At 67.9% G+C, this 26556-nt stretch carries 20 protein-coding genes and 1 tRNA gene; 11 read left to right on the forward strand and 10 right to left on the reverse strand.

The window, feature by feature from the left end:
- The first annotated feature begins 225 nt into the window (after positions 1-225).
- The 3 genes from MKI84_RS04355 (at position 226) to MKI84_RS04365 (ending at position 3344) form a co-directional block, all read left to right on the forward strand.
- Positions 226-1632: a glutamine synthetase family protein gene (locus MKI84_RS04355; protein ID WP_241616794.1), complete on the forward strand. Its 1407-nt coding sequence runs from the start codon at positions 226-228 to the stop codon at positions 1630-1632.
- A gap of 97 nt (positions 1633-1729) precedes the next feature.
- Positions 1730-2839, forward strand: a complete 1110-nt coding sequence (locus MKI84_RS04360) for a polyamine ABC transporter substrate-binding protein (protein WP_241616795.1) — start codon at positions 1730-1732, stop codon at positions 2837-2839.
- A gap of 103 nt (positions 2840-2942) precedes the next feature.
- Complete coding sequence (locus tag MKI84_RS04365; RefSeq protein WP_241616797.1) at positions 2943-3344, forward strand: VOC family protein; 402 nt, start codon at positions 2943-2945, stop codon at positions 3342-3344.
- On the opposite strand, the gene MKI84_RS04370 is transcribed toward MKI84_RS04365, so the two are convergent.
- The 7 genes from MKI84_RS04370 to MKI84_RS04400 all read right to left on the reverse strand — a co-directional run bounded on the left by MKI84_RS04370 (position 3341) and on the right by MKI84_RS04400 (position 9470).
- Entirely contained in the window at positions 3341-4246 is a 906-nt protein-coding gene (locus MKI84_RS04370; protein WP_241616799.1) for a lipid A biosynthesis lauroyl acyltransferase, read from the reverse strand. The two genes, MKI84_RS04365 and MKI84_RS04370, sit on opposite strands and share 4 nt — an antisense overlap.
- A 19-nt stretch (positions 4247-4265) precedes the next feature.
- Positions 4266-5288 (reverse strand): zinc-binding dehydrogenase, encoded by a 1023-nt coding sequence (locus MKI84_RS04375; protein WP_241616801.1) that lies wholly within the window; start codon positions 5286-5288, stop codon positions 4266-4268.
- Between the two features lie 37 nt (positions 5289-5325).
- Complete coding sequence (locus MKI84_RS04380; protein WP_241617553.1) at positions 5326-6108, reverse strand: SDR family NAD(P)-dependent oxidoreductase; 783 nt, start codon at positions 6106-6108, stop codon at positions 5326-5328.
- Positions 6078-7358: a beta-ketoacyl-ACP synthase gene (locus MKI84_RS04385; protein ID WP_241616803.1), complete on the reverse strand. Its 1281-nt coding sequence runs from the start codon at positions 7356-7358 to the stop codon at positions 6078-6080. The genes MKI84_RS04380 and MKI84_RS04385 overlap by 31 nt, the downstream gene beginning before the upstream one ends.
- Before the next feature lie 42 nt (positions 7359-7400).
- Positions 7401-8585 (reverse strand): beta-ketoacyl-ACP synthase, encoded by a 1185-nt coding sequence (locus tag MKI84_RS04390; RefSeq protein ID WP_241616805.1) that lies wholly within the window; start codon positions 8583-8585, stop codon positions 7401-7403.
- Positions 8578-9087 carry a 3-hydroxyacyl-ACP dehydratase FabZ family protein gene (locus tag MKI84_RS04395; protein ID WP_241617555.1) on the reverse strand — a complete coding sequence of 170 codons (510 nt, stop codon included), beginning with the start codon at positions 9085-9087 and terminating at the stop codon, positions 8578-8580. The genes MKI84_RS04390 and MKI84_RS04395 overlap by 8 nt, the downstream gene beginning before the upstream one ends.
- Before the next feature lie 101 nt (positions 9088-9188).
- Entirely contained in the window at positions 9189-9470 is a 282-nt protein-coding gene (locus tag MKI84_RS04400; protein ID WP_241616807.1) for an acyl carrier protein, read from the reverse strand.
- 265 nt (positions 9471-9735) lie between these two features.
- On the opposite strand from MKI84_RS04400, the gene MKI84_RS04405 reads away from it, so the two are divergent.
- Together MKI84_RS04405 and pbpC are read left to right on the forward strand one after the other, a co-directional pair.
- A complete protein-coding gene (locus MKI84_RS04405) occupies positions 9736-15081 on the forward strand; it encodes an alpha-2-macroglobulin family protein (RefSeq protein ID WP_241616809.1) in 5346 nt (1781 codons plus the stop codon).
- A 10-nt stretch (positions 15082-15091) separates the two neighbouring features.
- The gene (gene pbpC / locus MKI84_RS04410) at positions 15092-17152 is read left to right on the forward strand and encodes a penicillin-binding protein 1C (protein WP_241616811.1); all 2061 of its coding nucleotides are present in this window, start codon (positions 15092-15094) and stop codon (positions 17150-17152) included.
- A 33-nt stretch (positions 17153-17185) separates the two neighbouring features.
- Here pbpC and MKI84_RS04415 read toward each other — a convergent pair whose 3' ends face one another.
- Positions 17186-17392 carry a DUF1127 domain-containing protein gene (locus MKI84_RS04415; protein WP_241616814.1) on the reverse strand — a complete coding sequence of 69 codons (207 nt, stop codon included), beginning with the start codon at positions 17390-17392 and terminating at the stop codon, positions 17186-17188.
- A gap of 473 nt (positions 17393-17865) precedes the next feature.
- Between MKI84_RS04415 and MKI84_RS04420 the strand changes: the two genes are divergently transcribed.
- Positions 17866-17939 (forward strand) — tRNA-Gln (locus tag MKI84_RS04420).
- A 143-nt stretch (positions 17940-18082) separates the two neighbouring features.
- Complete coding sequence (locus tag MKI84_RS04425) at positions 18083-18373, forward strand: hypothetical protein (protein WP_241616817.1); 291 nt, start codon at positions 18083-18085, stop codon at positions 18371-18373.
- A gap of 12 nt (positions 18374-18385) precedes the next feature.
- On the opposite strand, the gene MKI84_RS04430 is transcribed toward MKI84_RS04425, so the two are convergent.
- The gene (locus tag MKI84_RS04430) at positions 18386-19663 is read right to left on the reverse strand and encodes a porin (protein ID WP_241616819.1); all 1278 of its coding nucleotides are present in this window, start codon (positions 19661-19663) and stop codon (positions 18386-18388) included.
- Positions 19664-19782: 119 nt separating this feature from the next.
- On the opposite strand from MKI84_RS04430, the gene cls reads away from it, so the two are divergent.
- The 3 genes from cls (at position 19783) to MKI84_RS04445 (ending at position 23284) form a co-directional block, all read left to right on the forward strand.
- Positions 19783-21243, forward strand: a complete 1461-nt coding sequence (gene cls, locus MKI84_RS04435) for a cardiolipin synthase (protein ID WP_241616823.1) — start codon at positions 19783-19785, stop codon at positions 21241-21243.
- Between the two features lie 152 nt (positions 21244-21395).
- A complete protein-coding gene (locus MKI84_RS04440) occupies positions 21396-22565 on the forward strand; it encodes a Ppx/GppA phosphatase family protein (RefSeq protein WP_241616827.1) in 1170 nt (389 codons plus the stop codon).
- Complete coding sequence (locus MKI84_RS04445; protein ID WP_241616829.1) at positions 22562-23284, forward strand: RlmE family RNA methyltransferase; 723 nt, start codon at positions 22562-22564, stop codon at positions 23282-23284. Before MKI84_RS04440 ends, MKI84_RS04445 begins: the two co-directional genes overlap by 4 nt.
- A 10-nt stretch (positions 23285-23294) precedes the next feature.
- Here the strand turns inward: MKI84_RS04445 and MKI84_RS04450 are convergent, their stop codons facing one another.
- Positions 23295-24728 carry an MFS transporter gene (locus MKI84_RS04450; RefSeq protein ID WP_241616831.1) on the reverse strand — a complete coding sequence of 478 codons (1434 nt, stop codon included), beginning with the start codon at positions 24726-24728 and terminating at the stop codon, positions 23295-23297.
- 335 nt (positions 24729-25063) lie between these two features.
- Between MKI84_RS04450 and guaB the strand changes: the two genes are divergently transcribed.
- A complete protein-coding gene (gene guaB / locus MKI84_RS04455) occupies positions 25064-26554 on the forward strand; it encodes an IMP dehydrogenase (protein ID WP_241616832.1) in 1491 nt (496 codons plus the stop codon).
- Positions 26555-26556 lie beyond the last annotated feature (2 nt).

Below are 26556 nucleotides of genomic sequence, written 5' to 3' on the forward strand. Positions count from 1 at the left end.
GTCAAGCGGTCCGGCATGGCACAAGAGTAGGGTGCGTGTCTGGCGCGTGGCTTGACCAGAGCCCGGCCGGCATGCCCAAAATCGTGCCGAGGCATGTTCCGCAAAAGTTGAATGACTTTTGCGATCAGAACAGGCCCCAGACTATCGAAACCGGAACCTTTTCCATCGAGCAGGCGATTTCACCTGATGGATGGAAAGGGTTCCGGGTCTCTTTCCAGGTGGATCATGCCATTGCCCGATGCCGCGAATTTGACCGCGGCCGCTGCCAGCGAAACTGCCCCCGCCGACGAGTTCGGCTCCTATATCGCCGCGCATGGCGCGCCCGATATCGTCGAGGTGCTGCTGCCCGACACCCACGGCGTGCTGCGCGGCAAATGGATTCCCGGCACGGCGGGCGGCAAGATCTGGGGCGACGGCGTCGCCATTCCACTGTCCATCTTCGGGCTGGATATCTGGGGCCGCGAGGTTGAGGAAACCGGGATCCACATCGAGACCGGCGACCGCGACGGCATCTGCCGCCCGGTGCCCGGCACGCTGACCCCGGTGCCATGGTCGCCGCGCCCGGCCGCGCAGGTCATGCTGTCCATGTACGAGCCCGATGCGCGCGGCGGCGAAAGGCCGTGGGATCTCGACCCGCGCCACAAGCTCGCCCGCCAGGTGGCGCGCCTTGCCGCGCTCGGCCTGCACCCGTGCGTTGCCTTCGAGCTGGAATTCTACCTAATGAAGCCGGCGGCCGGGCACGATGGCGTGCCGCAGCCGGTTTTCGCCGCCTCCTCGACCGGGCCGGCGCGGCAGAACATGTATTCCATGTCCGACCTCGACGCCTATGCGCCGCTGCTGCACGACATTCGCGAGGCCGCGCGCATTCAGGGCCTGCCGGCGGACACCGTGATCTCGGAGGCCGCGCCCGGCCAGTACGAGGTCAATCTCTATCACCGCCGCGACGCCATGGCGGCGGCGGACGACGCGATCCTGCTGCGCCGGCTGATCGATGGCGTCGCCCGCAAGCACGGGCTGCGCGCCAGCTTCATGGCCAAGCCCTTCCTCGAATTCGCCGGCTCGGGCATGCATGTCCATGTCAGCCTCACCGACGCGGCCGGGGGCAATGCCTTCGGCGCGGGAGAGGCGGGCGAGACCCTGCTGAAGAACTGCGCCGCCGGGCTGCTGGAAACCATGGCCGACACCGCCGTGCTCTATGTGCCGAGCTACAACGGCTTCCGCCGGCTGGTGCCGGGCAGCTATGCCCCGACCGGCATTTCCTGGGGATATGACAATCGCTCGGTGGCGGTGCGCGTGCCCAACGGTCCGCCCAAGGCGCGCCGGCTGGAACACCGCATCGCCGGTGCCGACGCCCATCCTCACCTCGTGCTGGCGGCGATCCTCGCCGGCATGCTGGAGGGCATCGATAAGAAGATGGTGCCGCCGGCGCCGCTGGTCGGCAATGCCTATGAGGCGCAGGCCCCGCTGCTGACCTACGATATGGGCGAGGCGATCCGCGGCTTCGCCGGTTCCGATTTCGTCGCCCGTGCCTTCGGGCCGGAATATCGGCGGGTGTTCGCCATCATGAAGGAAGCAGAACTGGCTGCCTTCGAGCGGCGTATCAACCCTCTCGAGTATGAGACGTATTTGTGAGCGTGCATAAGGCTTGAGCAGGCTGGCGCGAGCCTCTAGTCTGCAATGACGTGTTTTCCTATCCAGAACACTGCAACCTTCCTTCAAGGAGAACAGGATGTCCCGCCTCCTCTCGACAATCGCGGCAGGCTTCCTCGGCGTGCTGGCGATCTCGCCGGCGTCCGCCCAGGATAAGGTCGTGAACGTCTACAACTGGTCCGACTATATCGATGAGTCGGTACTGGAGGAGTTCACCAAGGAAACCGGCATCAAGGTACGTTACGACGTCTTCGACAGTAACGAGGTGCTGGAGACCAAGCTGCTCGGGGGCAAGACCGGGTACGACGTCGTCGTGCCGACCGGCTCCTTCCTGCAGCGGCAGATTCAGGCGGGCGTGTTCGCCAAGCTCGACAAGTCCAAGTTGCCGAACCTCGAATATCAGTGGCCGCTGATTTCCGACCGCCTCGCGGTGTACGATCCCGGCAATGACTACGCCGTGAACTACATGTGGGGCACCACCGGCATCGGCATCAATGTCGACAAGGTGAAGGAGCGCCTCGGCGACATCCCGCTCAACAGCTGGGACATCGTGTTCAAGCCGGAAATCCTCGGCAAGCTGAAGGATTGCGGCGTCTACATGCTGGATGGCCCGGAAGAGATCATCCCGACCGCGCTGCGCTATCTCGGCCTCGATCCGAACTCCAAGGATCCCAAGGACATCGAGGCCGCCGGCAAGCTGCTGGCGCCGATCCGCAAATTCATCAAGAAGTTCGATTCGTCGGGCTACATCAACGCCCTGGCGGGCGGCGACATCTGCATCGCGACCGGCTGGTCGGGCGACGTGCTGCAGGCCAAGGCCCGCGCCGAAGAGGCGGCGGAGAAGACCGGCAAGCCGCCGGTCAACATCGAATACATCATCCCCAAGGAAGGCGCGCTGATGTGGTTCGACAACTTCGCGATCCCGAAGGATGCCCCGCATCCGGAAGAGGCGCTGGCTTTCATCAACTACATGATGAAGCCTGAAGTCGCGGCGAAGAACTCCGACTATATCGCCTATGCCAGCGGCAGCCTCGGCGCGCAGAAGTTCATCAGCAAGGACGTTCTGGAGAACCCGTCGATCTACCCGGACAAGGAGACGCAGGACAAGCTCTTCACCGTCACCACCTATCCGCAGAAGGTGCAGCGCGTCGTCACCCGCACCTGGGGCGACTTCAAGCGCGGCAAGTGACCCTTCGATTGGCGAGCGTGCAGCGTCCCCGCGGGACGTGACAGGATGAGGGCGCCCCAGCGGGCGCCCTTTTTCGTGAGAGAGGCCATCGGAGAGAGGCGCGATGTTTTCCCATATCCATGTCGGCGTCGGCGATTTCGGCCGGGCCATGGCCTTCTATGCGCCGCTGCTGCAAGCGCTGGGGCTGGAGCTGAAATTCGTCGAGCCGGAGCATCCGTGGGCGGGATGGAAGATGCCAGGCGTCGACCGCCCGCTCTTCATCATCGGCGCGCCCCATGACGGCGCGCCGCAACATCCCGGTAATGGCCAGATGACGGCGTTTCAGGTCGCGCGCCGCGCCGATGTCGACCGGTTGCATGCTCTGGCGCTGGAACTTGGCGGCGCGGACGAGGGCGCGCCGGGGCTGCGGCCGCAGTACCACGCCGATTATTACGGCGCCTATTTCCGTGACACGGAAGGCAACAAGCTCTGCCTGTGCTGTCACGCGGCCGAGCCGGCGCGCTAGTTCCGCCAGCGGCGATAGAACCAGGTCCATTGCTCGGGATGCTCGCGCACCCAGCCCTCGACCACCGAGGTGATGGCCTGCATCGACCCGTCGACGTCGATCTTGCCGTCCTTGTCGCGCGGCAGGTTGAGCGGAGGTGTGCAGGTGATGCGGAACCGCCCGCCGGGCAGACGGATCACGCGGACCCCGTGCACCGGGCATTCATAGAGCCGGGCGAGGCGCGCAATGGTCGGGTTCGATGAACAGGGCTGGCCGAAGAAATTCACCGTTGGCCCGCCGCGCCGGCTCTGGTCGACGAGGATGCCCAGATGCTTGCCCTGATCGAGCACCGCGGCCAGTTCGAACACCGCGACATGGGAGGCGGCGACGAGATTGCCCATCACGCTGGCGCGGGCGTTGAACAGCAGGTCGGCGAAGAACTGGTTGTCGGGCGCGCGGAACAGCACCGCGCTGTCCAGCCCCTGCGCGGCAGCGGCGATGGCGGGCAGTTCCCAGTTCGCCAGATGCGCGGTGAAGACGAGCGCGGGCTTGCCGTCGGTGCGCATGGCGACGAAGTTCGAGACACCCGTGGTCTCGATTCGGCTCTTCGACGGCTCCCACATATTGTATTGCCAGATGCGGTCGAGATGTACGAACTCACCGGCCATCCGGCCGAGATTGTCCCACATGCCGACAGCGATGGCGCGCCGCTCGGCTTCGGTCTTTTCCGGGTAGGCGAGGGCCAGGTTCTTCAGCGCCGTGCGGTTGATCGAGGTGAGCGGCCCGATCCTGCGCGCCCAGAAGCCGCCGACCCAGGAGGCGAATTGCGGCGGCTGCAGGCGCATCACGCGGATCAGCGTCCACACGGCCGCTGATAGCGCCTTGTCGCGCAGCCTCTTGTGCCAGGGCAGGGCCGTGGTCAATGCGCGAATTCTCCGGGCGTCAGAAGGTGATGACGACCTTGCCGAACACCCGGCGGGTCTCCAGGCGCTCCAGTCCTTTCTCGAACTCTTCGAGCGGGAACTGACTGTCGATCACCGGCTTCACCCCGCGCGCCATACGCACCAGCCCGTCCGAAATGGCGCGGATCGGCGCGCCGAACGAGCCGATGATGCGGTACTGGCGCTGGAACAGCTGCATCAGGTTCATGTTCACCGAGACGCCCGAGGTCGAGCCGCAGGTGACGAGGCGGGCGCCCGGCCGCATGGAGAGCAGCGAGCCATTCCAGGTCTCCGCCCCGACATGCTCGAACACGACGTCGACGCCCTTCTTCTTGGTGATCTTGCGGACCTCGTGCTCGAAGCGCTCGGTCTTGTAGTTGATGACGTGATCGGCGCCGAGCGCCAGCGCCTTGGCGCATTTCTCGTCGTCGCCGGCGGTGGTGATGACGGTGCAGCCAATCTCCTTGGCCATGCGGATCGCCACCGTGCCGATGCCGGAGCCCGCCGCGTGGACCAGAATGGTCTCGCCGGGCTCGAGCCTGGCGTTGTCGAACAGCATGTGCTCGACCGTGGAAAAGGTGACGGGCGCGGTCGCGGCATCCACCCAGTCGATGCCCTCGGGAATCGGCACGCAGAGCCGATCCTTGATGTTCAGCTGATCGCGGGCGAAGCCGTCGACATGGAAGCCCATGACGCCGGCGACCTCCTCGCACAGATTGTCACGGCCGGCCTTGCACATGCGGCACTGGCCGCAGGTGAGCGCGCCATACATGGCGACGCGCGAGCCCGGCTTGAAGCGGGTCACACCCTCGCCGACCGCCGTCACCTCGCCCACCGCCTCGGCACCGACCACGAGCGGCATCTTGCGCTTGGCGAAGGCCATGCCGCGCCAGCCCCAGACGTCGATATGGTTGAGTGCGAGCGCCTTGACGGCGACCTGAACCTCGCCGGGCGCCGGGGCGTCGGGGGCGGGGAGGTCGACCAGGGAAAGCTGGCGGTCGGAGACGAGTTGAAGCGCGCGCATGGCGTGGCTCACTCCTGAAACAGAGTACGAGAAAACATCAGCGCTGGATGGCTAGTGCAGCGGTAAGCCCGCCGTCAACCGGAAGTGTCGCTCCGGTCACATAAGCCGCGCCAGGTGAGAGCAGAAAATCCACCACGCCGGCCACATCCGCCGGCCGCGCGAAGCGCCCGGCCGGTATCTGCTTCTCGACATTGGCGCGATAGGCGGCGTAAGGCTCCAGCATCGCGGTATCCACGAAACCGGGCGCGACCACGTTGACGGTCACGCCGCGCCGCGCGCTCTCGATGGCGAGGGTGCGGCAATAGCCGGCCAGCGCGGCCTTGGAGCCGGCATAGATGGCGTTGCCCGCATTGGCGACATCGGCCGCGATCGAACCGATGGCGACGATACGCCCGGCGCGGGCGCGGGTCATCGGGCGCACCAGCGCGCCGGCAAGGCGCACGAAGGACCAGTAGTTCACCTGCATAAGCTCTTCCGCCTTCGTCTGGTCGACGAGCGCGGCGAGCGTGTCATAGCTGGTGCCGGCATTGTGGACGAAGCCGAAATAGGCGGGCTCCTCGGCGACCTCGGCCGCGAAGGCGCCGACCGCCGCTTTGTCGGCGAGGTCGAGGCTGCGGGGCGTGAGGATTGCGTCGGGCTTTTCGGCCTTGATCGCCTCGATCAGTGCCTGCGCTTCCGCGGTCGCGGTGCGCACGGTGAACACCACCTCGAAGCCGGCGAGTGCCAGCGCCCGCACGATCGCGGCGCCCACGCCGCGACCGCCGCCGGTAACCAGAACACGCGATGAGGTCACGCCGGCTCGCCCGTCATGATCAGGCAGACATTCTGGCCGCCGAAGCCGAAGGAGTTCGACATCACCCGCTTCACCTGCGCGTCGCGCGCGACATTCGGCACCACGTCGAGCGGGATCGCCGGGTCCGGCGTCTCGTAATTGATGGTCGGCGGAATGCGGCCGTTCAGAATGGTCAGCAGCGAGGCCACGGCCTCGATGGCGCCGGCGGCGGTCAGCGTGTGGCCGATCATCGACTTGTTGGACGACAGCGGGATCGAGCCGATGCGCTCGCCGAACACCGCCGACATGCCGGTGAACTCCATGCGGTCGTTCTCGGGCGTCGAGGTGCCGTGAGCGTTGATGTAGTCGATGTCTTCGGGCGCGACGCCGGCATCGGCCAGCGCGGCGCGCATGCAGCCGATCACGGGCTTCGCATCCGGGGAGGAGCGGGTGCGGTGGAAGCTGTCGGCCATCTCGCCCACGCCTTCCAGCACGCCGAGGATCTTTGCCCCGCGCGCCACGGCGTGTTCGAGGCTCTCCAGCACCAGCGCCCCGGCACCTTCCGCGATGATGAAGCCGTCACGGTTCTTGGCGAAGGGACGCGAGGCCGCTTCCGGGACGTCGTTATTGGTGGAGAGCGCGGACAGCAGCGAGAAGCGGATCAGCGCTTCGGCCGTCACCGAGCCGTCGGTGGCGATGGAAAGCGCCGCGTCGCAATCGCCGCGCCGGATCGCCTCGACCGCGAGCTGGATCGAGGTGTTGCCGGACGCGCAGGCGGTGGACAGCGAAATCGGCTGGCCGCGCGTGCCGAAGCGGTCGGCCAGATGGTCGGCGATCGAGCCGTAGAGGAAGCGCTCGTGCCAGGCGTCGTGCCCGCCGGTCTCGGCGGCGCGCAGCAGGTCGTCATAGGAGATCGGGCCGTTCGCGGCCGATTCCTGCGCGAGAATGCGGCGCTGCGGCCATTCCAGTTCGATCGGCGGCACGGCGCAGAACAGCGGACCGGGGAAGTTGCCCTTGGAGCCGATGCCGGATTCGGCGATCGCCTCTTCCGCCGCGAGCTGGGCCAGTTCCTCGGAGAGGTCCGGCGCGGTGCGCCCGCTCTCGGGCAGGAAATCGACCGTGCCGGCGATGGTGGTCTTCATCGTCTCGATCGGGAAGCGGGTGATGCGGTGAATGCCGGACTTGCCGGCGGTCAACTTCGCCCAATTATCCTGCTTGCCCTGGCCGAGCGAGGTCACCATGCCCATGCCGGTCACGACGACGATCGGCCGGCCGGCCTTGTCGGTATAGGACGCCATTATTTCATCCTCAGGAGCCAGTGGCTCCCTCATATAAGCGGTTCAGTCGACGCTCTCCACGAGCGCCACGCCTTCACCGCGCCAATGCCCCACTCCGGTGACGATGGCACGCTTCAGCGTTCCATCGAAAGGCTTTTCCAGCGGCTCGCCCTCCAGCGGGGGGAACAGGCCGCCCTTGGAGACCGCGAGCGCGGCGATGGCGAGCGCCACCGGCATCTGCGCTTCAAGTCCGTGGCCCACGCGATCGGTGACCGAGCGGACCGGCAGGCCGGAGCGCGCCAGAACCGCGGCTTCCGCCGCGGTCGGCTCGGGAGCGCCGCAGGCGGCGGACAGCACCGCGGTGGCCTCGTCGCTGCCGCCGCGCGCCACGGTCACCAGTTCCTCGATCATGGCTTCCACAGCGCCCGCCTCGGTGCGGCGCGCGCGCTCGGACCACACGCCGGAGAGCTTGGCGATCGGGGTCGCCCCGCGCGCCATGGCGTGCTCGGGCGATTCCAGAACCAGGAAGGCGCCGGCCGAGCCGGTGGGAATGCCCTTGGCTGCCGCCAGAACCGGCGACCAGGGAGCCATCATGGCGAGGCGCTTGAGCGCGAACAGCAGCAGCATGTCGCGCCGCTCGGCATTGTAGGCGCCGCCGACCAGGGCGATTTCGCTGGTGCCGGCCGCGATGCGCGACCAGCCGATGCGCACCGCATCGGTACCCGAACTCTCTTCGCCCATGAAGGTGCGCGAGGAGCCGGTGACACCGTGCACGATCGAGATGTTGCCCGCCAGCAGATTGGAGAGCTGGGCGAGGAACAGGGTCGGGCGCAGGTTGGACTGGAGCTGCTCGTTCAGGAAGACGTCGGGCTTGGCCTGCTTCTCGATGTCGGTGAGGATGGCGCCGTCGACCGACTGGTCGCGCTCGCCGCCGCCCGCCGCCACCACCATGTCGGTGCGGCCGAGAATCTCCTTGTCGCCCTTGATGCCGGCGGAATCGAGCGCGAGGCCGGCGGCATAGGTGCCGATCCGCTGCCACGGCTCCATCTGGCGCTGGTCACCCCTCTTGGGGATCTGCTTGTCGAACTCGACCTTGGCCAGCGGGTGCACCACGTAAGGCGCGAAGCCGGTCTCGTCGACCACCGGGCGCGTGCCGGCTTTGAGGGCATCCCAATGGGCTTCAAGTCCTTCACCGAGCGACGAGACAAGCCCGATGCCGGTGATCCAGACGTCGCGACGTTCAGACATGCGAGAGATTTCCTGCGCAGGAGCGCGCGTCGGGGGCCTGCGGCTCACCCATCGGCATGCCGATGCGCTCGGCCGTGGTGAGCAGATAGCCCCTCAGTTCCGGTGCCGGGAATGGCATCGTCTTGAGTGTGATGTCGGCGCTGCACACCGGCTTCCCGTCGACCAGGCCCTTGGCCTTGAGGCGGGCGAAGCCGGAGCCGTCATGCTCCATGCTCGCATGAACCTCGATCACCTGGCCCGGCGTCACGAAGGTGCGCAGCTTGCCCTTGTCGACCGAGGCGAGGAACGCCATGCGGTCGTAATTGTGCAGGCGCAGCAGGAGCATGCCGCAGCTCTGCGCCATGATCTCGAACAGCAGGACACCCGGCAGCAGCGGGTGCCCGGGGAAATGGCCCTCGAAGATCGGGCTCTGCTCGGGCACGATATTCGCTGTCTTCAAGGTTCGTGCTTCGAGATCGAGCTCGAGCACCTTGTCGACCATCTGGAAATATTCGAGCCGCATCGTCTGCCCTGCTGCCATGATCCTCCGGCCAAAACGGCCGGCGGCGTCACGCGGAATGCGTCACGCCCGAAGCTTCGAACCGGAAGCCTCGCGCCGAACGCTCACGCCGACTTGGCGGCAATGAGCTCGTCGATTCGCGCGCAAAGGTTCTTGAGCACGAAATACTGCTCGGTCGTCGCCTTGCCTTCGTTGACTTCCTGCGTCCACTGCTCGAGCGGCAGCTTGATGCCGAACGCCTTGTCGATGGCGAAAGCGATGTCGAGGAAGTCCAGGCTGTCGATGCCGAGATCGTCGATGGCGTGGCTTTCCGGCGTGATGTTCTCGCGCGGAATGTCGCACGTTTCGGCAATGATGTTGGCAACGGTCTCGAACGTGGACGACATGGAATGCCTCTGGTCTTTGGGCCGCGTCCGGCCCGATTGCGAGTGGAGCACTTCTAACCCGCGCTTGCGCGCAGGGAAGCCTCCTCATGGATGACGGCCCGTATACCTAAGCGCGAACGGCTATTCAATGGCACCGGTGTGCCAATCCTCGGCTGTGTGACATCTGCGCGTCTACCGGACCTCTCGCAGGGTGATGGCCGTTGTCACGATTCCGGCCTATCGTCGGCGCCGACGCCCGGTTTGGTCCGTCGTCGGGGTGAGTGTCATGGTCAGGTCCGCTTCGCTTTCCGCAGGTTCACTCCTGCGCAATGTTCTTGTCGCGCTTATGCTCGTGGCGCTGCCCGCGGCGGCACTGGCGCAGGTGCCGCAGCCCGCGCCGAGGCCCGCTCCGGCCAAACAGGCGCCCGCCAAGCCGCCGGTGCCGCCGATCGCGGCGGAAGCGGCGCTGCCCAAGACCTTTGCCCGCCCCGATCTTGTCGAATCCGCGCGCCGGCTCCAGGCGCTGCTGGACCGGGACCGTTCTCCGCTCGGCAAGCCGGCCGCGCAACTCTCGCGTGACGCCGCTGCCGCGTTGCAGGCCGGCGATGCCCGCAGCGCGGCCGACATCTATGGCCGTCTCGCGCGCGCAGCAGGCCGCGACACGGCGGGCGGGGACCCGGCGCTGTGGCTGCGGCTGTCGCGCGCGCTGGCCGCCATCAAGCCCAATGACGACGAATCCGGCGACACCTTCCTGGAACGCGCCAGCGCGGCCGCCTTCCTCTCCTATCGCGCGGCGAAGACCAAGGTGCAGGAGGCCGACGCGCTGTTTTGGCTCGGCCACCTCTATGCCGAGCGCCAGCTTTCCCGCGCGGCGCTCGACACGCTGAACCTCGCGCTCGGCTATCGCGACGTGCCCGAGCAGCGCGCCTTCTACGACAAGCTGCGCGAGGAGAAGGGCTTTCGCCTTCTCGACTACAGTGTCGATTCGGAAGCGGCCAATCCGCGGCTGTGCGTGCAGTTTTCCGAGAACCTCTCGTCCGGGCCGGTGGATTTCGCCGCCTTCGTAACGCTGGCAGGTCCGCAGGGGCCGATCGACAAGCCGGCGGTGAGCGTGGAGAACAGCCAGCTCTGCGTCGAGGGGCTGCGCCATGGCGACAGCTACGACCTCACCATCCGTCAGGGGCTGCCCTCGGTGGTTGCGGCCGAGCCGCTGGCAGCGAGCATCGATCTCACCGTCTATGTGCGCGACCGCAAGCCGGGCGTGCGCTTCACCGGCCGCAACTACGTGCTGCCGCGTACCGGGCCGCGCGGCATTCCGGTGGTCACGGTCAATACCAGCCTCGTCGGGCTCGAACTCTACCGCATCGGCGACCGCAGCCTGATACCGACCGCGATCGACGGCGATTTCCGCCGCGATCTCGGCGCGTTCGATCTGGAGCGGCTCAAGAACGGCCGCGCCGAGCAGGTGTTCTCCGGCACGCTGGAGACGGCGGCGCCGCTGAACGAAGACACGGTGACCTCTTTTCCGGTCGACGAGGCGATCGGTGCTCTGGAGCCGGGCGTTTATGTGCTCGCCGCCCGCCCGGCCGGCGGCGCGGCCGATCCGAACGACGATTACTCCACCCGTTCCACCCAGTGGTTCGTGGTGTCCGATCTCGGCCTCACTGCGCTCTCGGGCACGGACGGGCTGAGCGTGTTCGTGCGCGCGCTCGGTTCGGCCCAGCCGCTGGCCGGCGTCGAGTTGAGCCTGCTGGCGAAGTCCAACGAAGTGCTGGGCACCGCGACCACCGACATGTCGGGCGCCGCCGCCTTCGAGGCCGGGCTGATGCGCGGACGCGAGGGCTTCGCGCCGGCCGTGATCGTGGCGCGGTCGGGCGAGGGCGATTACGCCTTCCTCTCGCTTGACGATCAGGCCTTCGACCTCACCGATCGCGGCGTCGGTGGACGCGCCGCGCCCGAGCGCATGGACGCCTTCGTGACCACTGAGCGCGGGGTTTACCGTTCCGGCGAGAGCGTGCATGTCACCGCACTGCTGCGCGATCCGCAGGTGCGCGCCGTCTCCGGCGTGCCGCTGACGCTGATGCTGAAGCGGCCCGATGGCGTCGAGGAGACGCGAGTGCTTGCGGCGGATGAGGGGGCGGGCGGCCGGGCGGTGGCCTTCCCGCTTGGCGGCGGCGCGATGACCGGGACCTGGCGCGTCGAGGCCTATGTCGATCCGCGTGGCGCGCCGGTCGGGTCCACCACCTTCCTTCTGGAAGACTACGTGCCCGAGCGGCTCGCGCTGGAACTGAGCACCGATGCCAAGTCCATCGCGCCGTCCATGACGGTCGATGTCGCCGCGCAGGGGCGGTGGCTGTTCGGCCCGCCGGCGCGCTCGCTCGATGTCGAGGGCGAAGTCGAGGTTCGGGTCGCGCCGGAGCGGCCCGGTTTCCCCGGCTGGCGCTTCGGGCGGCCTGATGATGGCTTCACCCCGGTGCGCGCCCCGCTTGCCGAGGCGCCGGTGACGGATGCCGAGGGCAAGGCCATGCTGAAGGTCGCGCTGCCGGAATTCCCGGCGAGCGGGCGGCCGCTGGAGGCGGAAATCTTCGTCAGCCTGCAGGAAGGCGGCGGGCGCGCGGTGCGTCGCTCGCTGGTGCTGCCGGTGCGTCCCGCCGGGCCGGCTTTCGGCGTCAAGCCGCTGTTTGGCGGCGAGGGGCCGGGCGAGAACGCGCCGGCCGGCTTCGAGGTGCAGATGATCGGCGCAAACGGCGTGCCGATGGCCAAAACCGGCGTCGGCTGGGCGCTCTATCGCGTCGAGACCCGCTATCAATGGTACCGCGTCGGCTCGAACTGGGATTTCGAGCCGGTACAGTCGACCGCCAAGGTCGCGGACGGCAAGCTCGACTTGTCCGGGCAGGCGCCCGCGCGGGTCGAAGTGCCGGTGCAATGGGGCAATTATCGCTTCGAGGTCACCGATGCCGGCGTCTCGACGGCGGTCCCGTTCCAGGCCGGCTGGGGCGGCGGCGCCACGGCGGACGCGCCCGACCGGCTCGATGTGGCGCTCGACAAGGCGCAATACGCGGCGGGCGACACGCTGCGGGTGAACCTTGCCAGCCGCAGCGCCGGTTCCGCGACGGTGGTGATCGTGGGTGATGGTGTCCTGGCCTCGCAGACGCAGGAGGTGCCGGCTGGCGCGTCGTCCTTCGAATTCAAGGTCGATGCCGGCTGGGGGCCGGGCGCCTATGCGCTTGCCTTCCTGCACCGGCCGATGGAGGTCGCGGCCGGGCGCAATCCCGGTCGCGCCATCGGGCTCGCCTGGTTCGGCGTCGACCGAGCGGCGCGCGAACTCAAGGTGACGCTGGAGCCGCCGGCGCTGGTGCGCCCGGATACCACGCTGTCGGTGCCGGTCAGCGTCGCCGGGGCCGGGGCGGGCGAGGCCTATGTCACGCTGGCCCTGGTCGATGTCGGTATTCTCAACCTCACCGGCTTCAAAACGCCGGACCCGGAGGCGTTCTATCTCGGCCAGCGGGCGCTGGGCACGCAGGTCCGCGACTTCTACGGGCAGTTGATCGACGGCATGTCCGGCGCGCGCGGCCGGTTGCGTGCCGGCGGTGACGCCATGGACGGCGGCCTGCAGGCCGAGCCGCCGACGCAGCCGCCTCTCGCGCTGTTCTCCGGGCCGGTGAAGCTCGACGCCAATGGCAGGGGCGTTATCGATTTCGCCGTCCCGCCCTTCGATGGCACCGGCCGGCTGATGGCGGTGGCGTGGTCGGCGGCGGGGGTGGGGCACGCGGCAGCCGAGGTCACGATCCGCGATCCCGTGGTGATCACCGCGACGCTGCCGCGCTTCCTCGCCAATGGCGACCGCTCGACGCTCAATCTCGACATCGCCAATGTCGACGGCAAGCCGGGTGATTACGCGCTCGACCTCGTGGCCGACGGCCCGCTGGGCCTTAGCGCGGGACCGAAGACACTCACCCTTGCCGAGGGCGGGCGCCAAGGGTTCGCCGTGCCGGTGGAGGGCACAGGGCTGGGCGAGGCCAAGGTTTCGGTGCGGCTGTCGGGGCCGGAGGGGCTGAGCGTCGTGCGCGACTATCGCCTCAATGTCCGCCCGGCCTATCCCTCGATCTCCCGCCGCAGCGTGCAGGCACTGGCCCCCGGCAAGAGCCTGACGCTGAGCGCCGATCTCGTGGCCGACCTGGTGCCGGGGCGCGGCGATGTCGCGGTCAGCGCCGGGGGGGACCCGGTGCTCGACGTGCCGGCGCTGCTGATGGCGTTGGACCGCTATCCCTATGCCTGCTCGGAACAGCTCACCAGCCGCGCCCTGCCCATGCTCTATCTTAACGAACTGGCCGGCGCCTCAAAGCTGCGGCTCGGCACCGATCCGCAGGAGATGGTGAACAAGGCCATCGCCCGGCTGATCGCGCGGCAGGGGGCGGACGGCTCCTTCGGCCTGTGGGAGGCGGGGGGCAATGATCTGTGGCTCGATTCCTACGTCATGGACTTCCTCACCCGCGCCCGCGAACGCGGCTTCGAGGTGCCGCAGCAGCCCTTAACCATGGCGCTGGACCAGTTGCGCAATTCGGTCGCTTATGCCGGTGAGGACCCCGGTAATAGCGGGCTGGCCTATGCCGCCTATGTGTTGGCGCGCAACGGAAGGGCGCCGCTGGGGGATCTGCGCTATGTCGCCGATGCCCGTCTCGCCGACGTGGCCTCGCCTCTGGCGCGCGGCCAGATCGCTGCCGCGCTCGGCATGCTGGGCGACAAGGGCCGGGCCGAGCGGGTGTTCGCCAGCGCGCTTGAGCTGATTCCCGAGGTGCCGGAAAGCGAACGGGTGGGCCGTGCCGATTTCGGCTCCATGCTGCGCGACGCGGCCGCCGTGGCGACGCTTGCCGCCGAGGCGGGGTTCCCCGGCATGGCACGCGAGGCCCGCGGCCGACTGAACGCGGCCGCGGCCGATCTCGGCCCGACCTCGACGCAGGAAGATGCCTGGCTGCTGCTCGCCGCCCGCGCGGCGCGCGAGGGGCAGGGCGTGCGGCTCGATGTCGACGGCACGGCGCAGGACGGGCTCTATGAGCGGGTGCTGTCGCCCGAGGAACTGAAGGCGGCGCCGGTGGTGCTGACCAATCGCGGCACCGCACCGGTCGATGTCGTCGTCTCCATCGATGGCCCGCCGGCGCAGCCCGAGCCGGCGGCGGCCAACGGCTTCGCGCTGACCCGCCGCTATTTCGACCTCTCCGGCACTCCGGTCGATCCGGCCAGGGTGGCTCAGAACCAGAGGCTGGTGGTGGTGCTGGAAGCGGCGGAGGACCAGCCGGCGCCGAGCCGAGTGCTGATGGTCGATCACCTGCCCGCCGGCTTCGAGATCGACAATCCGAACCTTGCCGTGGGCGCGGAGGCCGGCGTGCTGTCCTGGCTCGGCGAAACCACGGATGTCGCCCATGCCGAATTCCGCGACGCGTATTTCCTCGCGGCTTTCGACCTGACGCAGGATGCCGAGGAGGCGGGCGTGCTGCGCGTCGCCTATATCGTGCGCGCGGTCTCGCCCGGCAGCTACGCCCACCCCCCTGCGACGGTCGAGGACATGTACCGTCCCGGCCGCTTCGCGCGGACGGGTGCAGGGCGGGTCGAGGTGACGGGCCCCGGCAGGTGAGGGGGGCGAGGTGAAGCGCCCGCTCTGGCAGCGCGTGCTGGCGCTCGGCGCGGTTGCCGGCGCGCTGGCCGTGGGCGGTGCTCACGCCTGGCTCGCCGGGGTGCGCGCCGGCGCGCCACCCGTCCCCGCCGTCGCGCTGTCGCCCGAGGTGCTGGACCGCGAAGGCCGGCTTCTGCGCGCCTTCGCGCTCACTGACGGACGCTGGCGGCTCGATCCCGGCCGGGTCGAGGTGGACCGGCGTTATGTCGAGATGCTGATCGCCTATGAGGACCGTCGCTTCTACCAGCATGGCGGTGTCGATCCGCTGGCGCTGGCCCGCGCCGGCTGGCAGATGCTCACCCATGGCCACATCGTCTCCGGCGGCTCGACGCTGACCATGCAGGTGGCGCGGCTGATGGAGCCGCGCGAGGGGCGGACCTTCGCCGCCAAGTTCAAGGAGATGCGCCGGGCGATCGAACTGGAGGCGCGGCTCTCCAAGGCGGAGATCCTCGACCTCTATCTCAAGCTGGCTCCGTTCGGCGGCAATCTGGAAGGCGTGCGCGCGGCGAGCCTCGCCTGGTTCGGCAAGGAGCCGCGCCGGCTCAGCCTCGCCGAGGCCGCGCTGCTGGTCGCCCTGCCGCAGGCGCCGGAGGCCCGCCGTCCGGATCGTCACCCGCAGGCCGCCGCGCGCGCCCGCGACACGGTGATCTCGCGCGTCGCGAGCCGGGGACTGTTCGGCGCCGCCGAGGAGGAGTTCGCCCGCCGTGCGAGCATCCCCACCCGGCGCACCGACATGCCGATGGTCGCCGCCCATGCCACGGGGACGGCCCGGCGCGAGCGGCCCGGCGCGCCCAGCCAGAGGCTGGCCATTGATCTATCGATGCAGGCGCCGCTGGAGGCGCTGGCGCGCGAGCGGGTGCGCGATCTCGGCAAGGGGGTCTCGCTCGCCTTCGTGATGGTGGACAATGCCAGCGGGCAGGTGCTGGCGCGCGTGAGCGGGGCCGATCCGCTCGATGCGACGCGGGCGGGGGCGGTGGACCTGACGCGCGCGCTGCGCTCGCCGGGCTCGACGCTCAAGCCCTTCATTTACGGCATGGCTTTCGAGGACGGCCTCGCCCACCCGGAAACGCTGATCGAGGACCGGCCGGTGCGCTTCGGCGCCTATCGCCCGCGCAATTTCGACCGTGACTATCAGGGCACGGTCTCGGTGCGGCAGGCGTTGCAATTGTCGCTGAACGTGCCGGCGGTGGTGCTGCTGCAGGCGGTCGGCCCGCAGCGGCTTGCCAGCCGGCTCGACGGGGGAGGCTTCGCGCTGCGCCTGCCGCCAGGCGAGGTGCCGGGGCTGGCGGTCGGGCTGGGCGGCGTGGGGGTGACGCTGGAAGGGTTGGCGGGAATTTATGCCGGCGTTGCCAATGGCGGTATGGCGCATCGGATCGAGACGCAGGCGGAGGGCGCGACCAGCACGGATGAGGGGCGCCGGCTGCTGAGCCCGGTGGCGGCGTGGTATCTCGCTCAGGCACTGGCGGGTACGCCGCCGCCGCACAATGCGCGGGGCGGGCGGATCGCCTTCAAGACCGGTACGTCCTATGGCTACCGCGATGCCTGGGCGGTGGGATTCGACGGCAAGCGCACGCTGGCTGTGTGGGTGGGGCGGCCGGATGGCCAGCCGGTGCCGGGCATGATCGGCCGCGAGGCGGCCGCGCCCTTGCTGTTCGAGGCGTTCGAACGGCTGGCTCTGCGCCCGGTGCCGCTCGGTCCCGCGCCACGCGGAGCACTCGCCGGACGCCAGGCAGACCTGCCTCCGCCGCTGCGCCGTTTCGGCGCGGGCGCGGGGCAGGGGATGGAACAGGCTGGACCAAGAATCGTCTTTCCGCCGGACGGGGCGGATCTGGAGCGCATCGCGGACGAGCCGCTGGCGCTGAAGGTCGATGGCGGGGTCGGCCCCTTCACCGTGCTGGTGGACGGTTTGCCGTCCAGCACCGGTTTCGGGGGCACCCAGCTATCCTGGCAACCGCGGGGCGCGGGTTTCACGCGCCTTACGGTCATGGACGCCGCCGGCTATAGCGACAGCGTCAACCTGCGTATCCGCTAGCGCGCATCCTCGACGAGGACGCCGCGCAACGGCTCAGCGGCCGTTGACGGCAGCGGCAGCGATGTCCTGACGGGTCAGGCCGCGGCTGGCGAGAGCAGCGTCGGACAGGCGGGACAGGGCTTCATAGCGCGCAGCGATGCGACGACCTTCACCGAGAGCGTCGAAGAACGCGACGATGGTGTCGAGGACACGCGAAGAGAAGTCCGGGGAAGTGCGGTTGGTGAGAGAAATGGTGCTCATCGGAGGCTCCTTGCATTCAGTATGCCAGCAATATAGCGAGCCTGACGCAGTGCAAAAGACGGAATGCTGCATGGCAGCAATGAATCTGACGCATGGTTATCCCGCCGCCGGCGACCTGTGCCGAGGTTTCTAGATACCATCAGCGGATTTCGATTAACATAAATGGCATAAAGATACCATTTTGGTAACCTATGGCTGCATTTCTGAGGGGAGGGCGTGCGATTTAGGCATGTCTCCAGCGCGTGCGCGTTTCGACGGCATGCCGGACATAAAGGCGGTCTCATCGACGGCCAGGGCCGGCCGGCTTGCGGCGCGGCATTCGCGGGTTTCCCACAGTTGGGGACGCGATCGTCGGGCCGTGAGCGGAAGGGGCTTGATCTCCCGCCCGTAGATCGCTAGAGGAACGCCCCACGAACACCTTTTGGTGTCGCGCCGGCCCTCGGAGCCTCTGCCTCCCGCCGCGTCGACCCGATTGGGGGATAGTTTAACGGTAGAACTGCGGACTCTGACTCCGTTAGTCCTGGTTCGAATCCAGGTCCCCCAGCCACTCTCTCCACTTTTTCCAGCGACATGTGCCCCGGGCGTCGGCGTCCGGGGTTGATGCTGGCCATGGCCATCCTCCACCCCCTGGGTTATCTCTGGCGTGTGTCGAGTAACGCCCTGCCGGGCCCTTGCCGGAGATGCCGCGCCATGCGCACCGCCCTTCTCGTTCTCCCGCTCGCCCTGATGGCGGCGCCCGCGATGGCGCAGTCGATGCCAAATTCGCTGAACATGACCTGCGCCAGCGCGCGCGAATTGGTGCGGCGGGAAGGGGCGGTGGTGATCGGCACCGGGCCGGTGATCTATGAGCGCTACGTGGCGAACCGGGGCTACTGCACGGTCGGCCAGCAGACCGAGCCGGCCTGGGTTCAGACCGCCGATCAGGAGCAGTGCTACATCGGCAGCCGCTGCCGCGAGCACACGATCAAGAAGAAGCGCTGAAACCGTTGCCGTTCAGAACAGTCGCTGCGCCATCAGCAGCAACTGCTGGGCCTGCTGAGAGCCGCCGGTCAGGCCGGCGCCGGGGGCTATGCCACCCTGAGCCTCGATGACGTTGTAATCATATTGCAGGATCAGCGAGAAGGCGGGCAGCGGCGACCACACGATATTGCCGCCGACATTGTAATTGATGCCGTGTGACGCGCTGTCGCCGAGCGGTGTCGCCGCGTCGTTCAGGTCGTAGCGCGCATAGCCGCCGAACAGCGTGCTCTGCCAGGTGTCGCTCCAGTTGTGCAGCAACTGGGCGGTGACGTTCCAGCCGCTCACCCGCGACAGCGCGCCGTCGGCACCGATATAGGCGTCAGGTGGCGCGAACGCGCCGCTGGGATCGATCAGGCCGAGATAGGATGTCGCGCCGTCCGTGTAGGCGGTCTGCAGATAGAGCGTGTCTCCGGCCCCGAGCGCGGGCAGGTTGAACATGATCCCGGCCTGAAGCGCATAGCCCCAGTCTTCCGAGGTGCCGGCGCGCACCGGCGAACCCTCCAATGCCGTGACCGACGCACGGATCTGGTGCAGCGCGCCGGAAAGCTGGAACTGGCCCCAGTCGCCTGACTGACTGATGGCGGCGACCAGCTCCGGCAGATCGCTGGATTGGGTCACGCCGGCGCCGAGGCGCGGATCACCCTCGCTCACGCCGGCCGCGCGCAGGGCGGCATCTTCCAGCGACAGCGTCGCCGCCCAGCCGTTCGCGAGGTTCCAGCGATAGGCGCCGATGGTGGTCTGCTGCTGGTCGCCAATGGTCGCGGGATCGGTGCCGAGTACGTTCTGGTTGGCGTAGAAATCGAAGATGGACTGCGTCTTGCCGAAGGTGAAGCCGGCGAATTCGACATGGGCATCCCAGATGTCGACCTCGGTGGCGGGCGGGCCGCTGCCCCATTCCTCCGCGCCGCGATATTGCAGGCGGATCTCCATGTAGGAGCGCAGCGTGCCGTAGTCGGTCGCGTCGCGGGCATCCAGCACCAGCCCGTAGGTCGCGATTGAATAGGTCTCGGCGTCGGCCGGCGGATAGTCGGTGTAGCTGTTGTAATAGCCTTCGGCCCAGACATAGCCGCCGAGCCGCAGGCAGGTATCGGTGCCGGGCACGACATAGAAGCCCGAGCCCGAGGTGGTGCATTTGCGGAGCGTGCCGGCCGGCCGCTCCTGTCCGGGAACATCGCCTGCGAGGGCTGCGCCGGGCAGGGCGGCGATTGCGAGCAGAAGGAGAGGGCTGCGAACCGGAACCACCAACCTCATCGACCTCTCAACCCCGCCATGCCGGCCCTTTCCCGATCCGCCAGCGCGCCCGCGCCGGCCCTGTTGCGAGCGCGCTGTGCCCGCCGCTCTTGTGCTTTAATGGACAACCGAACCCCGTGGTGGCCTTTTTGACAATGCACTATTCCGCCTATCTGCCCTGGATCCTCGCGCTCGGTCAGCTCGCGCTGCAGGCGATTTATGTCATGCGGGCGCTGTTGCGGCCACATCGCGAGCCGGCCTCCCGGCTCGCCTGGGTGGTGGTAATCCTGGTGGCGCCGTTCATCGGCGTGGTGGCCTATGTGCTGTTCGGCGAGACCAATGTCGGCCGGCGGCGTATCGCCCGGCTGCGCGCGGCGCTGAGGCGCCTGCCACCGCTGGGCAGCCTCACCGCCGGCATGGTGGAGGCGCAGGTACCCGAGCATTATGCCGGGGTGTTCCGCGTCGGTCATTCCATCAGCGGACATCCGCCGGTGGGGGGCAACACGGCGGCGCTGATGGCCGATTCGGCCGCGGGCATCGATTCGATCGTCGCCGATATCGATGGCGCGAAGGAAAGCGTGCACCTGCTGTTCTACATCTGGCTGGCCGACGGCAGCGGGGTCAAGGTCGCCGAGGCGGTGAAGCGCGCGGCCGCGCGGGGCGTCGCCTGCCGGATCATGGCGGACGATCTCGGCTCGCGGGCCTTCATCCGCTCGGTGCACTGGAAGGAGATGGAGCAGGCCGGGGCGAAGATGGCGCGCGCGCTGCCGATCGGCTTCCCGCTGTCGCGTCCGTTCAAGGGGCGCATCGATATGCGCAACCATCGCAAGATCGTGGTGATCGACAATCGCGTCACCTATTGCGGCAGCCAGAACTGCGCGGATGCCGCCTTCGCCATCAAGGCGAAGTTCGCGCCCTGGGTCGACATTCTGGTGCGGCTGGAAGGGCCGGTGGTGCGGCAGAACCAGCATCTGTTCGCCAGCGACTGGATGGCGCATGTGAACGAAGATCTGAGCGGCCTGCTGCGCCAGCCGCTCGACGTGCCGTCCGCCGGCTTCCCCGCGCAGGTGATCGGCACCGGGGCGGCGGTGCGCTATTCGGCCATGCCGGAAATCTTCGTCTCGCTGATGAACGCGGCGCGGCGCGAACTGGTGATCACGACCCCCTATTACGTGCCGGACGAACCGATCCAGGCCGCGCTCTGCTCGGCCGCGCGTCGCGGCGTCGCCACCACCGTCATTTTTCCCAAGCGCAATGATTCGTGGATCGTGGCGGCGGCGAGCCATTCCTATTATCGGGAACTGCTCGATGCCGGCGTGCGCATCCACGAATATGTTGGCGGGCTGCTGCACACGAAGTCGCTCACGGTGGATGGCGAGACCGCGCTGTTCGGCTCGGCCAACATGGACCGGCGTTCCTTCGAGCTGAACTCGGAGAACAATATCCTGTGCTACGACGAGGCCTTCACCTGCGTGCTTCGCGAGCGCCAGCAACGCTATCTCGACAGTTCCGAGGAAGTTCGGGCGGCGCATGTCGACGGCTGGAACCGCCGGCGGCGGCTGTGGAACAATACCATCGCGATGCTCGGGCCGGTGCTGTGAGAGGGCGGCCTGCCTGTGTCGCCGGGCGGGCCTGCGCCAAAGCCGATTGCGCCGACGCTGGCGAATGCTACATTTCATGTTGAGTGTTGAATAATTTGAACCCGGAATCGCCTCGGCGGCCGGGTGGACGGCTTCGGCCGGGGATTTCAGAAATGGTCGACGAGGCCGATACGCCGCCGGGACGTCCGGCGGCCGGGGAGCGGGTGGCTTCACCGCCGCCGCGCGACGAGCGCGCGCATGTACAGGGGCCGCCGGGCCATGGTCGCGGGCGTCCGTGGCGCGGACGGCGCGGCCAGCCCTATCCCGCCGGCGGCGGGCGGACGCATGTCGATGACGGCTGCTACGCGGCGCTCGATCTCGGCACCAATAATTGCCGCCTGCTGATTGCCCGGCCCACCGCCACCGGCTTTCGCGTGGTGGACGCGTTCTCGCGCATCGTGCGGCTCGGCGAGGGGCTGATCGGCTCCGGCCGGCTGGGCGACGCCGCGATGACGCGGGCCATCGACGCCCTGAATGTCTGCTCGGCCAAGATCGGTGCCCGGCGCATCGCCGACGGCCGGCTGATCGCCACGGAAGCCTGCCGTTCCGCGGCCAATGGCGACGCGTTCATCGCCCGCGTCGAGCGCGAGACCGGGCTGAAGCTGGAAATCGTGGACCGCGAGACCGAGGCGCGGCTGGCGGCTGCGGGCTGTACACCTCTGGTGGACCCGACCTCCGACGGCGCGGTGCTGTTCGATATCGGTGGCGGCTCGACCGAAGTGGTGTGGCTCGACCGGGTGGAAACCTGCGATGTCGGCCCGCCCGCCGCGGTGATCCGTGCCTGGGTCTCGGTGCCGCTGGGCGTCGTCACGGTGGCCGAGCGGCATGGCGGCGTGCAGGTGACGCGCGCCAATTTCGAGGCGATGGTCAATGAGTTCCGGCCGCATCTCGACAGTTTCGTCGCGGCGGTGGGGCCGCATAATTGCGGCAGGCTGCATCTTCTCGGCACCTCGGGAACGGTGACGACCATTGCCGGCGTGCATCTCGACCTGCCGCGCTATGATCGCTCGCAGGTCGACGGCACCTGGCTCGATGCCGAGCAGGTGCGCGTGGTGGTCGACCGGCTGCTGGCCATGCCGTTCTCCGAGCGCGCGGCCAATCCCTGCATCGGCGCCGAGCGCGCCGATCTGGTACTGGCGGGCTGCGCGATACTGGAAGCGGTGCGCCGCGCCTTTCCCTGCGACCGGCTGCGTGTGGCCGACCGGGGCTTGCGCGAGGGCATATTGGTGGAACTGATGCGCGCGGACGGCGTGTGGCGAGAGACGGCCGAGGCGGGATCGTGAACGAGAAGAAGACACCCGGCAAGCAGCAGGGCGCCGCCGCCACCACGGAGGCGCGCCCGCTGAAGGTGCGTCTCAAGAAGGCCCGCTCGCTGTCCAATTCCTCGCAGAAATGGCTGCAGCGCCAGCTCAACGACCCTTATGTCGCTCGGGCGAAGCGCGAGGGCTGGCGCTCGCGCGCGGCCTTCAAGCTGATCGAGATCGACGACAAGGTAAAGATCCTCAAGCCCGGTCTTCGGGTGGTGGATCTGGGTGCGGCGCCGGGCGGCTGGAGCCAGGTCGCGGCGCAGCGCGTGAAATCCGAGGACGGCAACGGCAAGGTGGTCGCCATCGATCTTCTCGAGGTCGAGCCGATTTCCGGCGTGCAGTTCGAGCAGCTCGACTTCCTCAAGGACGACGCGCCGGCGCGGTTGATGGAGATGCTCGGCGGGCCGGCCGATGTGGTGATGAGCGACATGGCGGCGAACACCACCGGCCACAAGGCGACCGACCATCTGCGCATCGTCGGGCTGGTGGAACTGGCGATCGACTTCGCGCGGCAGGTGCTGGCGCCGGGCGGCGCCTTCGTCGCCAAGGTGTTCCAGGGCGGCACCGAGGGCACGCTGCTGGCGGACATGAAGCGCGACTTCACCACGGTGAAACATGTGAAGCCGCAGGCCAGCCGTCAGGATTCCGCCGAACTCTATGTGGTGGCGACCGGGTTCAGGGGCCGCGCCGAATAGGCCACCCTCCTTACGCCGCCGAGCCCATTTCGCCGGGCGGTTCGGCCGGGGCGGCCGGCTTCTCGCGGCGGCGGGACAGGGCTGCGCCCGCATCTTCGGGCAGGCGCAGGAAGAAGAACACCGAGCACACCGCGATCAGCGCCACCACGATGAAGGCGACGTTGAAATCCGAGAGGTGGATGGTGCCGTCGCCACGCCAGCTCCGCAGACCGTCCAGCACCAGCGCCGCCACCGCAACGCCCGTGGAGATCGAGACCTGCTGCGCCACGCTGGCGAAGCTGGTGGCCCGGCTCATCGCCTCGTTGGAAATGTCCGCATAGGACAGCGCGTTGGTGGAGGTGAACTGCAACGAACGGAAAAAGCCGCCGAGCAGCAGGATGCCGACCATCACCAGATACGGCATGCCCGGCTGGAAGATGGCGCCGGCGGCGATGAAAGCGGAGGCGATGACGCAGTTCACCACCAGAACGCGGCGGAAGCCGAAGGTACGGATGATCGGCGCGGCGGTGAACTTCATGGTCATCGCGCCGGCGGCGGCGGCGAAGGTGATCATGCCTGAGGCAAACGGCGAGAGCCCGAAGCCGAGCTGGAGCATCAGCGGCAGCAGGAACGGCAGCGCGCCGATGCCGATGCGGAACAGCGAGGCGCCGACCACACCCGCGAAGAAGGTCGGTATCTTCAACAGCGCGAGGTCGAGAATCGGCCGGTCGGTGATGCGGGCATGGCCGATATAGAAATACATGGCGACCGCGCCCACCGCGATCACGGCGAAGGCGATCCAACTCGCCACCGCATGCTGGCCCAGCAACGCGAAGCCGAAGACGAGCCCCGCCAGCCCGACGCCGGACAGTGCCATTCCCTTGAAATCGAAAGGCGGGAGGTTCTCCTCCCGTATGTCCGGAATGAAGCGGGTGGCGAGGAGCACGCCGATCAGCCCGATCGGTATGTTGAGGAAGAAAATGTAGCGCCAGTCGAAATAGGTGGTGATGAAGCCGCCCAGCGGTGGCCCGATCACCGGGCCCATCAGCGCGGGTATGGTCAGCCAGGCCAGGGCCGAAACGAGGTCGGCCTTCGGCACGGTCCGCAGGATGACGAGGCGCCCGACCGGCACCATCATCGCCCCGCCCATGCCCTGCAGGATTCGGTAGAGCACGAAGTCCGGCAGGGAATGGGCGAGGCCGCACAGCAATGAGCCGGCGGTGAAGATGATGATCGCGGCACGGAACACGGTGCGCGAGCCGAAACGGTCGGCGAACCAGCCGCTGGCGGGGATGAAGACCGCAAGGCTCAGCAGATAGGAGGTCAGCGCCAGCTTGAGCGAGATCGGATCTTCGTGAAGATCGGCGGCAATCGCCGGTAACGAGGTGGCGATTACGGTTGAATCGAGCTGTTCCATGAACAGCGCGCAAGCGACGATGAGAGGGACAAGACGTTCTGTGCGCACGGCGTGATCCGTTCCGGCCGAATCCTTGGCGGCATACTGCCGGCGAGGTCGCGACGTCTATAACCCGTTCGGCAGGAAACCGGCGAGAGGGCAGAATCACAAGATTTCGTAATCGCCCCCTGCTTTCCCAACGTCGGCTACAAGCCGCGCGCGACGCACAGCGGCATTGCGTGCAACACAGCACGAGACGCCTAGGAAAGCGCGTGGGGCCATGGTATGAGCCCTCGCCAACTCGAAGAGAGCGGGCGACATCTTGGTCCCCTTCGCTTCGTCCATCCATCCATTGGGCTTTAGCGGGGCTGCCAGCTCCGCCGCCCTCAAATCGGGAGTTGGCGATGCCGGTGCTCGACGGCCTCGCGCGGGAAGCGCTCACCTTCGACGACGTTCTCCTCAAGCCTGGCCTTTCCGACACGATGCCGGGTCAGGCGGATATCCGCTCGCGCGTCACACGCTCGATCCTGCTCAACCTGCCGATCCTGTCGTCGGCGATGGACACGGTGACCGAGGCCCCCATGGCGATCGCCATGGCGCAGGCCGGCGGCCTCGGTGTCATCCACCGCAACCTCGAACCTGACGTCCAGGCCGAGCATGTGCGGCAGGTCAAGAAGTTCGAGAGCGGCATGGTGGTCAACCCGGTCACCATCCATCCCGACCAGACGCTGGCCGACGCGCTGGCGCTGATGAAGCTGCATTCCATCTCCGGCATTCCGGTGGTCGAGCGCGGCCCGAACGGCCGTGGCGGCAAGCTGGTGGGCATTCTCACCAACCGCGATGTGCGCTTCGCCACCAATCCGGGCCAGCCAGTCTCCGAGCTGATGACCAAGGACCGCCTCGTCACGGTGCAGGAGGGCGTCGCCCAGCCCGAGGCGAAGCGGCTGCTGCATCAATACCGCATCGAGAAACTGCTCGTTGTGGACGAGAATTACCGCTGTGTCGGCCTGATCACCGTCAAGGACATGGAAAAGGCCGTCACCCACCCCCACGCGACCAAGGATGAACAGGGCCGTCTGCGCGTCGCCGCCGCCACCACGGTCGGCGAGGACGGTTTCCGCCGCGCCGAGCTGCTGGTCGATGCCGGCGTCGACCTCGTGGTGGTCGACACCGCTCACGGCCATTCCCGCAAGGTGCTGGATCAGGTCAGCCGCATCAAGCAGCTGTCCAACAAGGTGCAGATCCTCGCGGGCAATGTCGCGACCGGCGAGGGCGCTCGTGCGCTGATCGATTCCGGCGCCGATGCGGTGAAGGTGGGTATCGGGCCGGGCTCGATCTGCACCACGCGCATCGTGGCGGGCGTGGGCGTTCCCCAGCTCACCGCGATTCTCGACGCGGTGGAGGAAGCGCAGAAGGCTGACACGCCGGTGATCGCCGACGGCGGCATCAAGTTCTCCGGCGACCTAGCCAAGGCGCTGGCGGCGGGCGCGGAATGCGCCATGATCGGCTCGCTGCTGGCCGGCACCGACGAGAGCCCGGGCGAGGTCTACCTGTATCAGGGCCGCTCCTATAAGTCGTATCGCGGCATGGGCTCGGTGGGCGCCATGGCGCGCGGTTCGGCCGACCGCTATTTCCAGGCCGAGGTCAAGGACACGCTGAAGCTGGTGCCCGAAGGCATTGAGGGGCAGGTGCCCTATAAGGGGCCGGCCTCGGGTGTGCTGCACCAGCTCGCCGGCGGCCTGCGCGCCGCCATGGGCTATGTAGGCGGCGCCACGCTGGAGGAGTTCCGCGACAAGGCGCAGTTCGTGCGCATTTCCGGCGCCGGCCTGCGCGAGAGCCATGTCCATGACGTGATCATCACCCGCGAGAGCCCGAACTATCCCTCGCGGACCTGAGC

This window comes from Ancylobacter gelatini (genome assembly GCF_022601675.1).
GTDB lineage: Bacteria > Pseudomonadota > Alphaproteobacteria > Rhizobiales > Xanthobacteraceae > Ancylobacter > Ancylobacter gelatini.

What these genes read in the sequence shown, in the direction of transcription:
- MKI84_RS04415 (WP_241616814.1), bottom strand. Translation starts at nt 17,392, where the DNA reads ATGAGCACCATTTCTCTCACCAACCGCACTTCCCCGGACTTCTCTTCG.
- MKI84_RS04375 (WP_241616801.1), bottom strand. Translation starts at nt 5,288, where the DNA reads ATGCGCGCGCTTCAACTCGTCTCCGACCGCCAGCTTTCCCTGGTCGAC.
- MKI84_RS04390 (WP_241616805.1), bottom strand. Translation starts at nt 8,585, where the DNA reads ATGTCTGAACGTCGCGACGTCTGGATCACCGGCATCGGGCTTGTCTCG.
- MKI84_RS04430 (WP_241616819.1), bottom strand. Translation starts at nt 19,663, where the DNA reads ATGAGGTTGGTGGTTCCGGTTCGCAGCCCTCTCCTTCTGCTCGCAATC.
- MKI84_RS04365 (WP_241616797.1), top strand. Translation starts at nt 2,943, where the DNA reads ATGTTTTCCCATATCCATGTCGGCGTCGGCGATTTCGGCCGGGCCATG.
- MKI84_RS04385 (WP_241616803.1), bottom strand. Translation starts at nt 7,358, where the DNA reads ATGGCGTCCTATACCGACAAGGCCGGCCGGCCGATCGTCGTCGTGACC.
- MKI84_RS04425 (WP_241616817.1), top strand. Translation starts at nt 18,083, where the DNA reads ATGCGCACCGCCCTTCTCGTTCTCCCGCTCGCCCTGATGGCGGCGCCC.
- MKI84_RS04440 (WP_241616827.1), top strand. Translation starts at nt 21,396, where the DNA reads ATGGTCGACGAGGCCGATACGCCGCCGGGACGTCCGGCGGCCGGGGAG.
- MKI84_RS04395 (WP_241617555.1), bottom strand. Translation starts at nt 9,087, where the DNA reads ATGCGGCTCGAATATTTCCAGATGGTCGACAAGGTGCTCGAGCTCGAT.
- MKI84_RS04360 (WP_241616795.1), top strand. Translation starts at nt 1,730, where the DNA reads ATGTCCCGCCTCCTCTCGACAATCGCGGCAGGCTTCCTCGGCGTGCTG.
- MKI84_RS04355 (WP_241616794.1), top strand. Translation starts at nt 226, where the DNA reads ATGCCATTGCCCGATGCCGCGAATTTGACCGCGGCCGCTGCCAGCGAA.
- MKI84_RS04405 (WP_241616809.1), top strand. Translation starts at nt 9,736, where the DNA reads ATGGTCAGGTCCGCTTCGCTTTCCGCAGGTTCACTCCTGCGCAATGTT.
- guaB (WP_241616832.1), top strand. Translation starts at nt 25,064, where the DNA reads ATGCCGGTGCTCGACGGCCTCGCGCGGGAAGCGCTCACCTTCGACGAC.
- MKI84_RS04400 (WP_241616807.1), bottom strand. Translation starts at nt 9,470, where the DNA reads ATGTCGTCCACGTTCGAGACCGTTGCCAACATCATTGCCGAAACGTGC.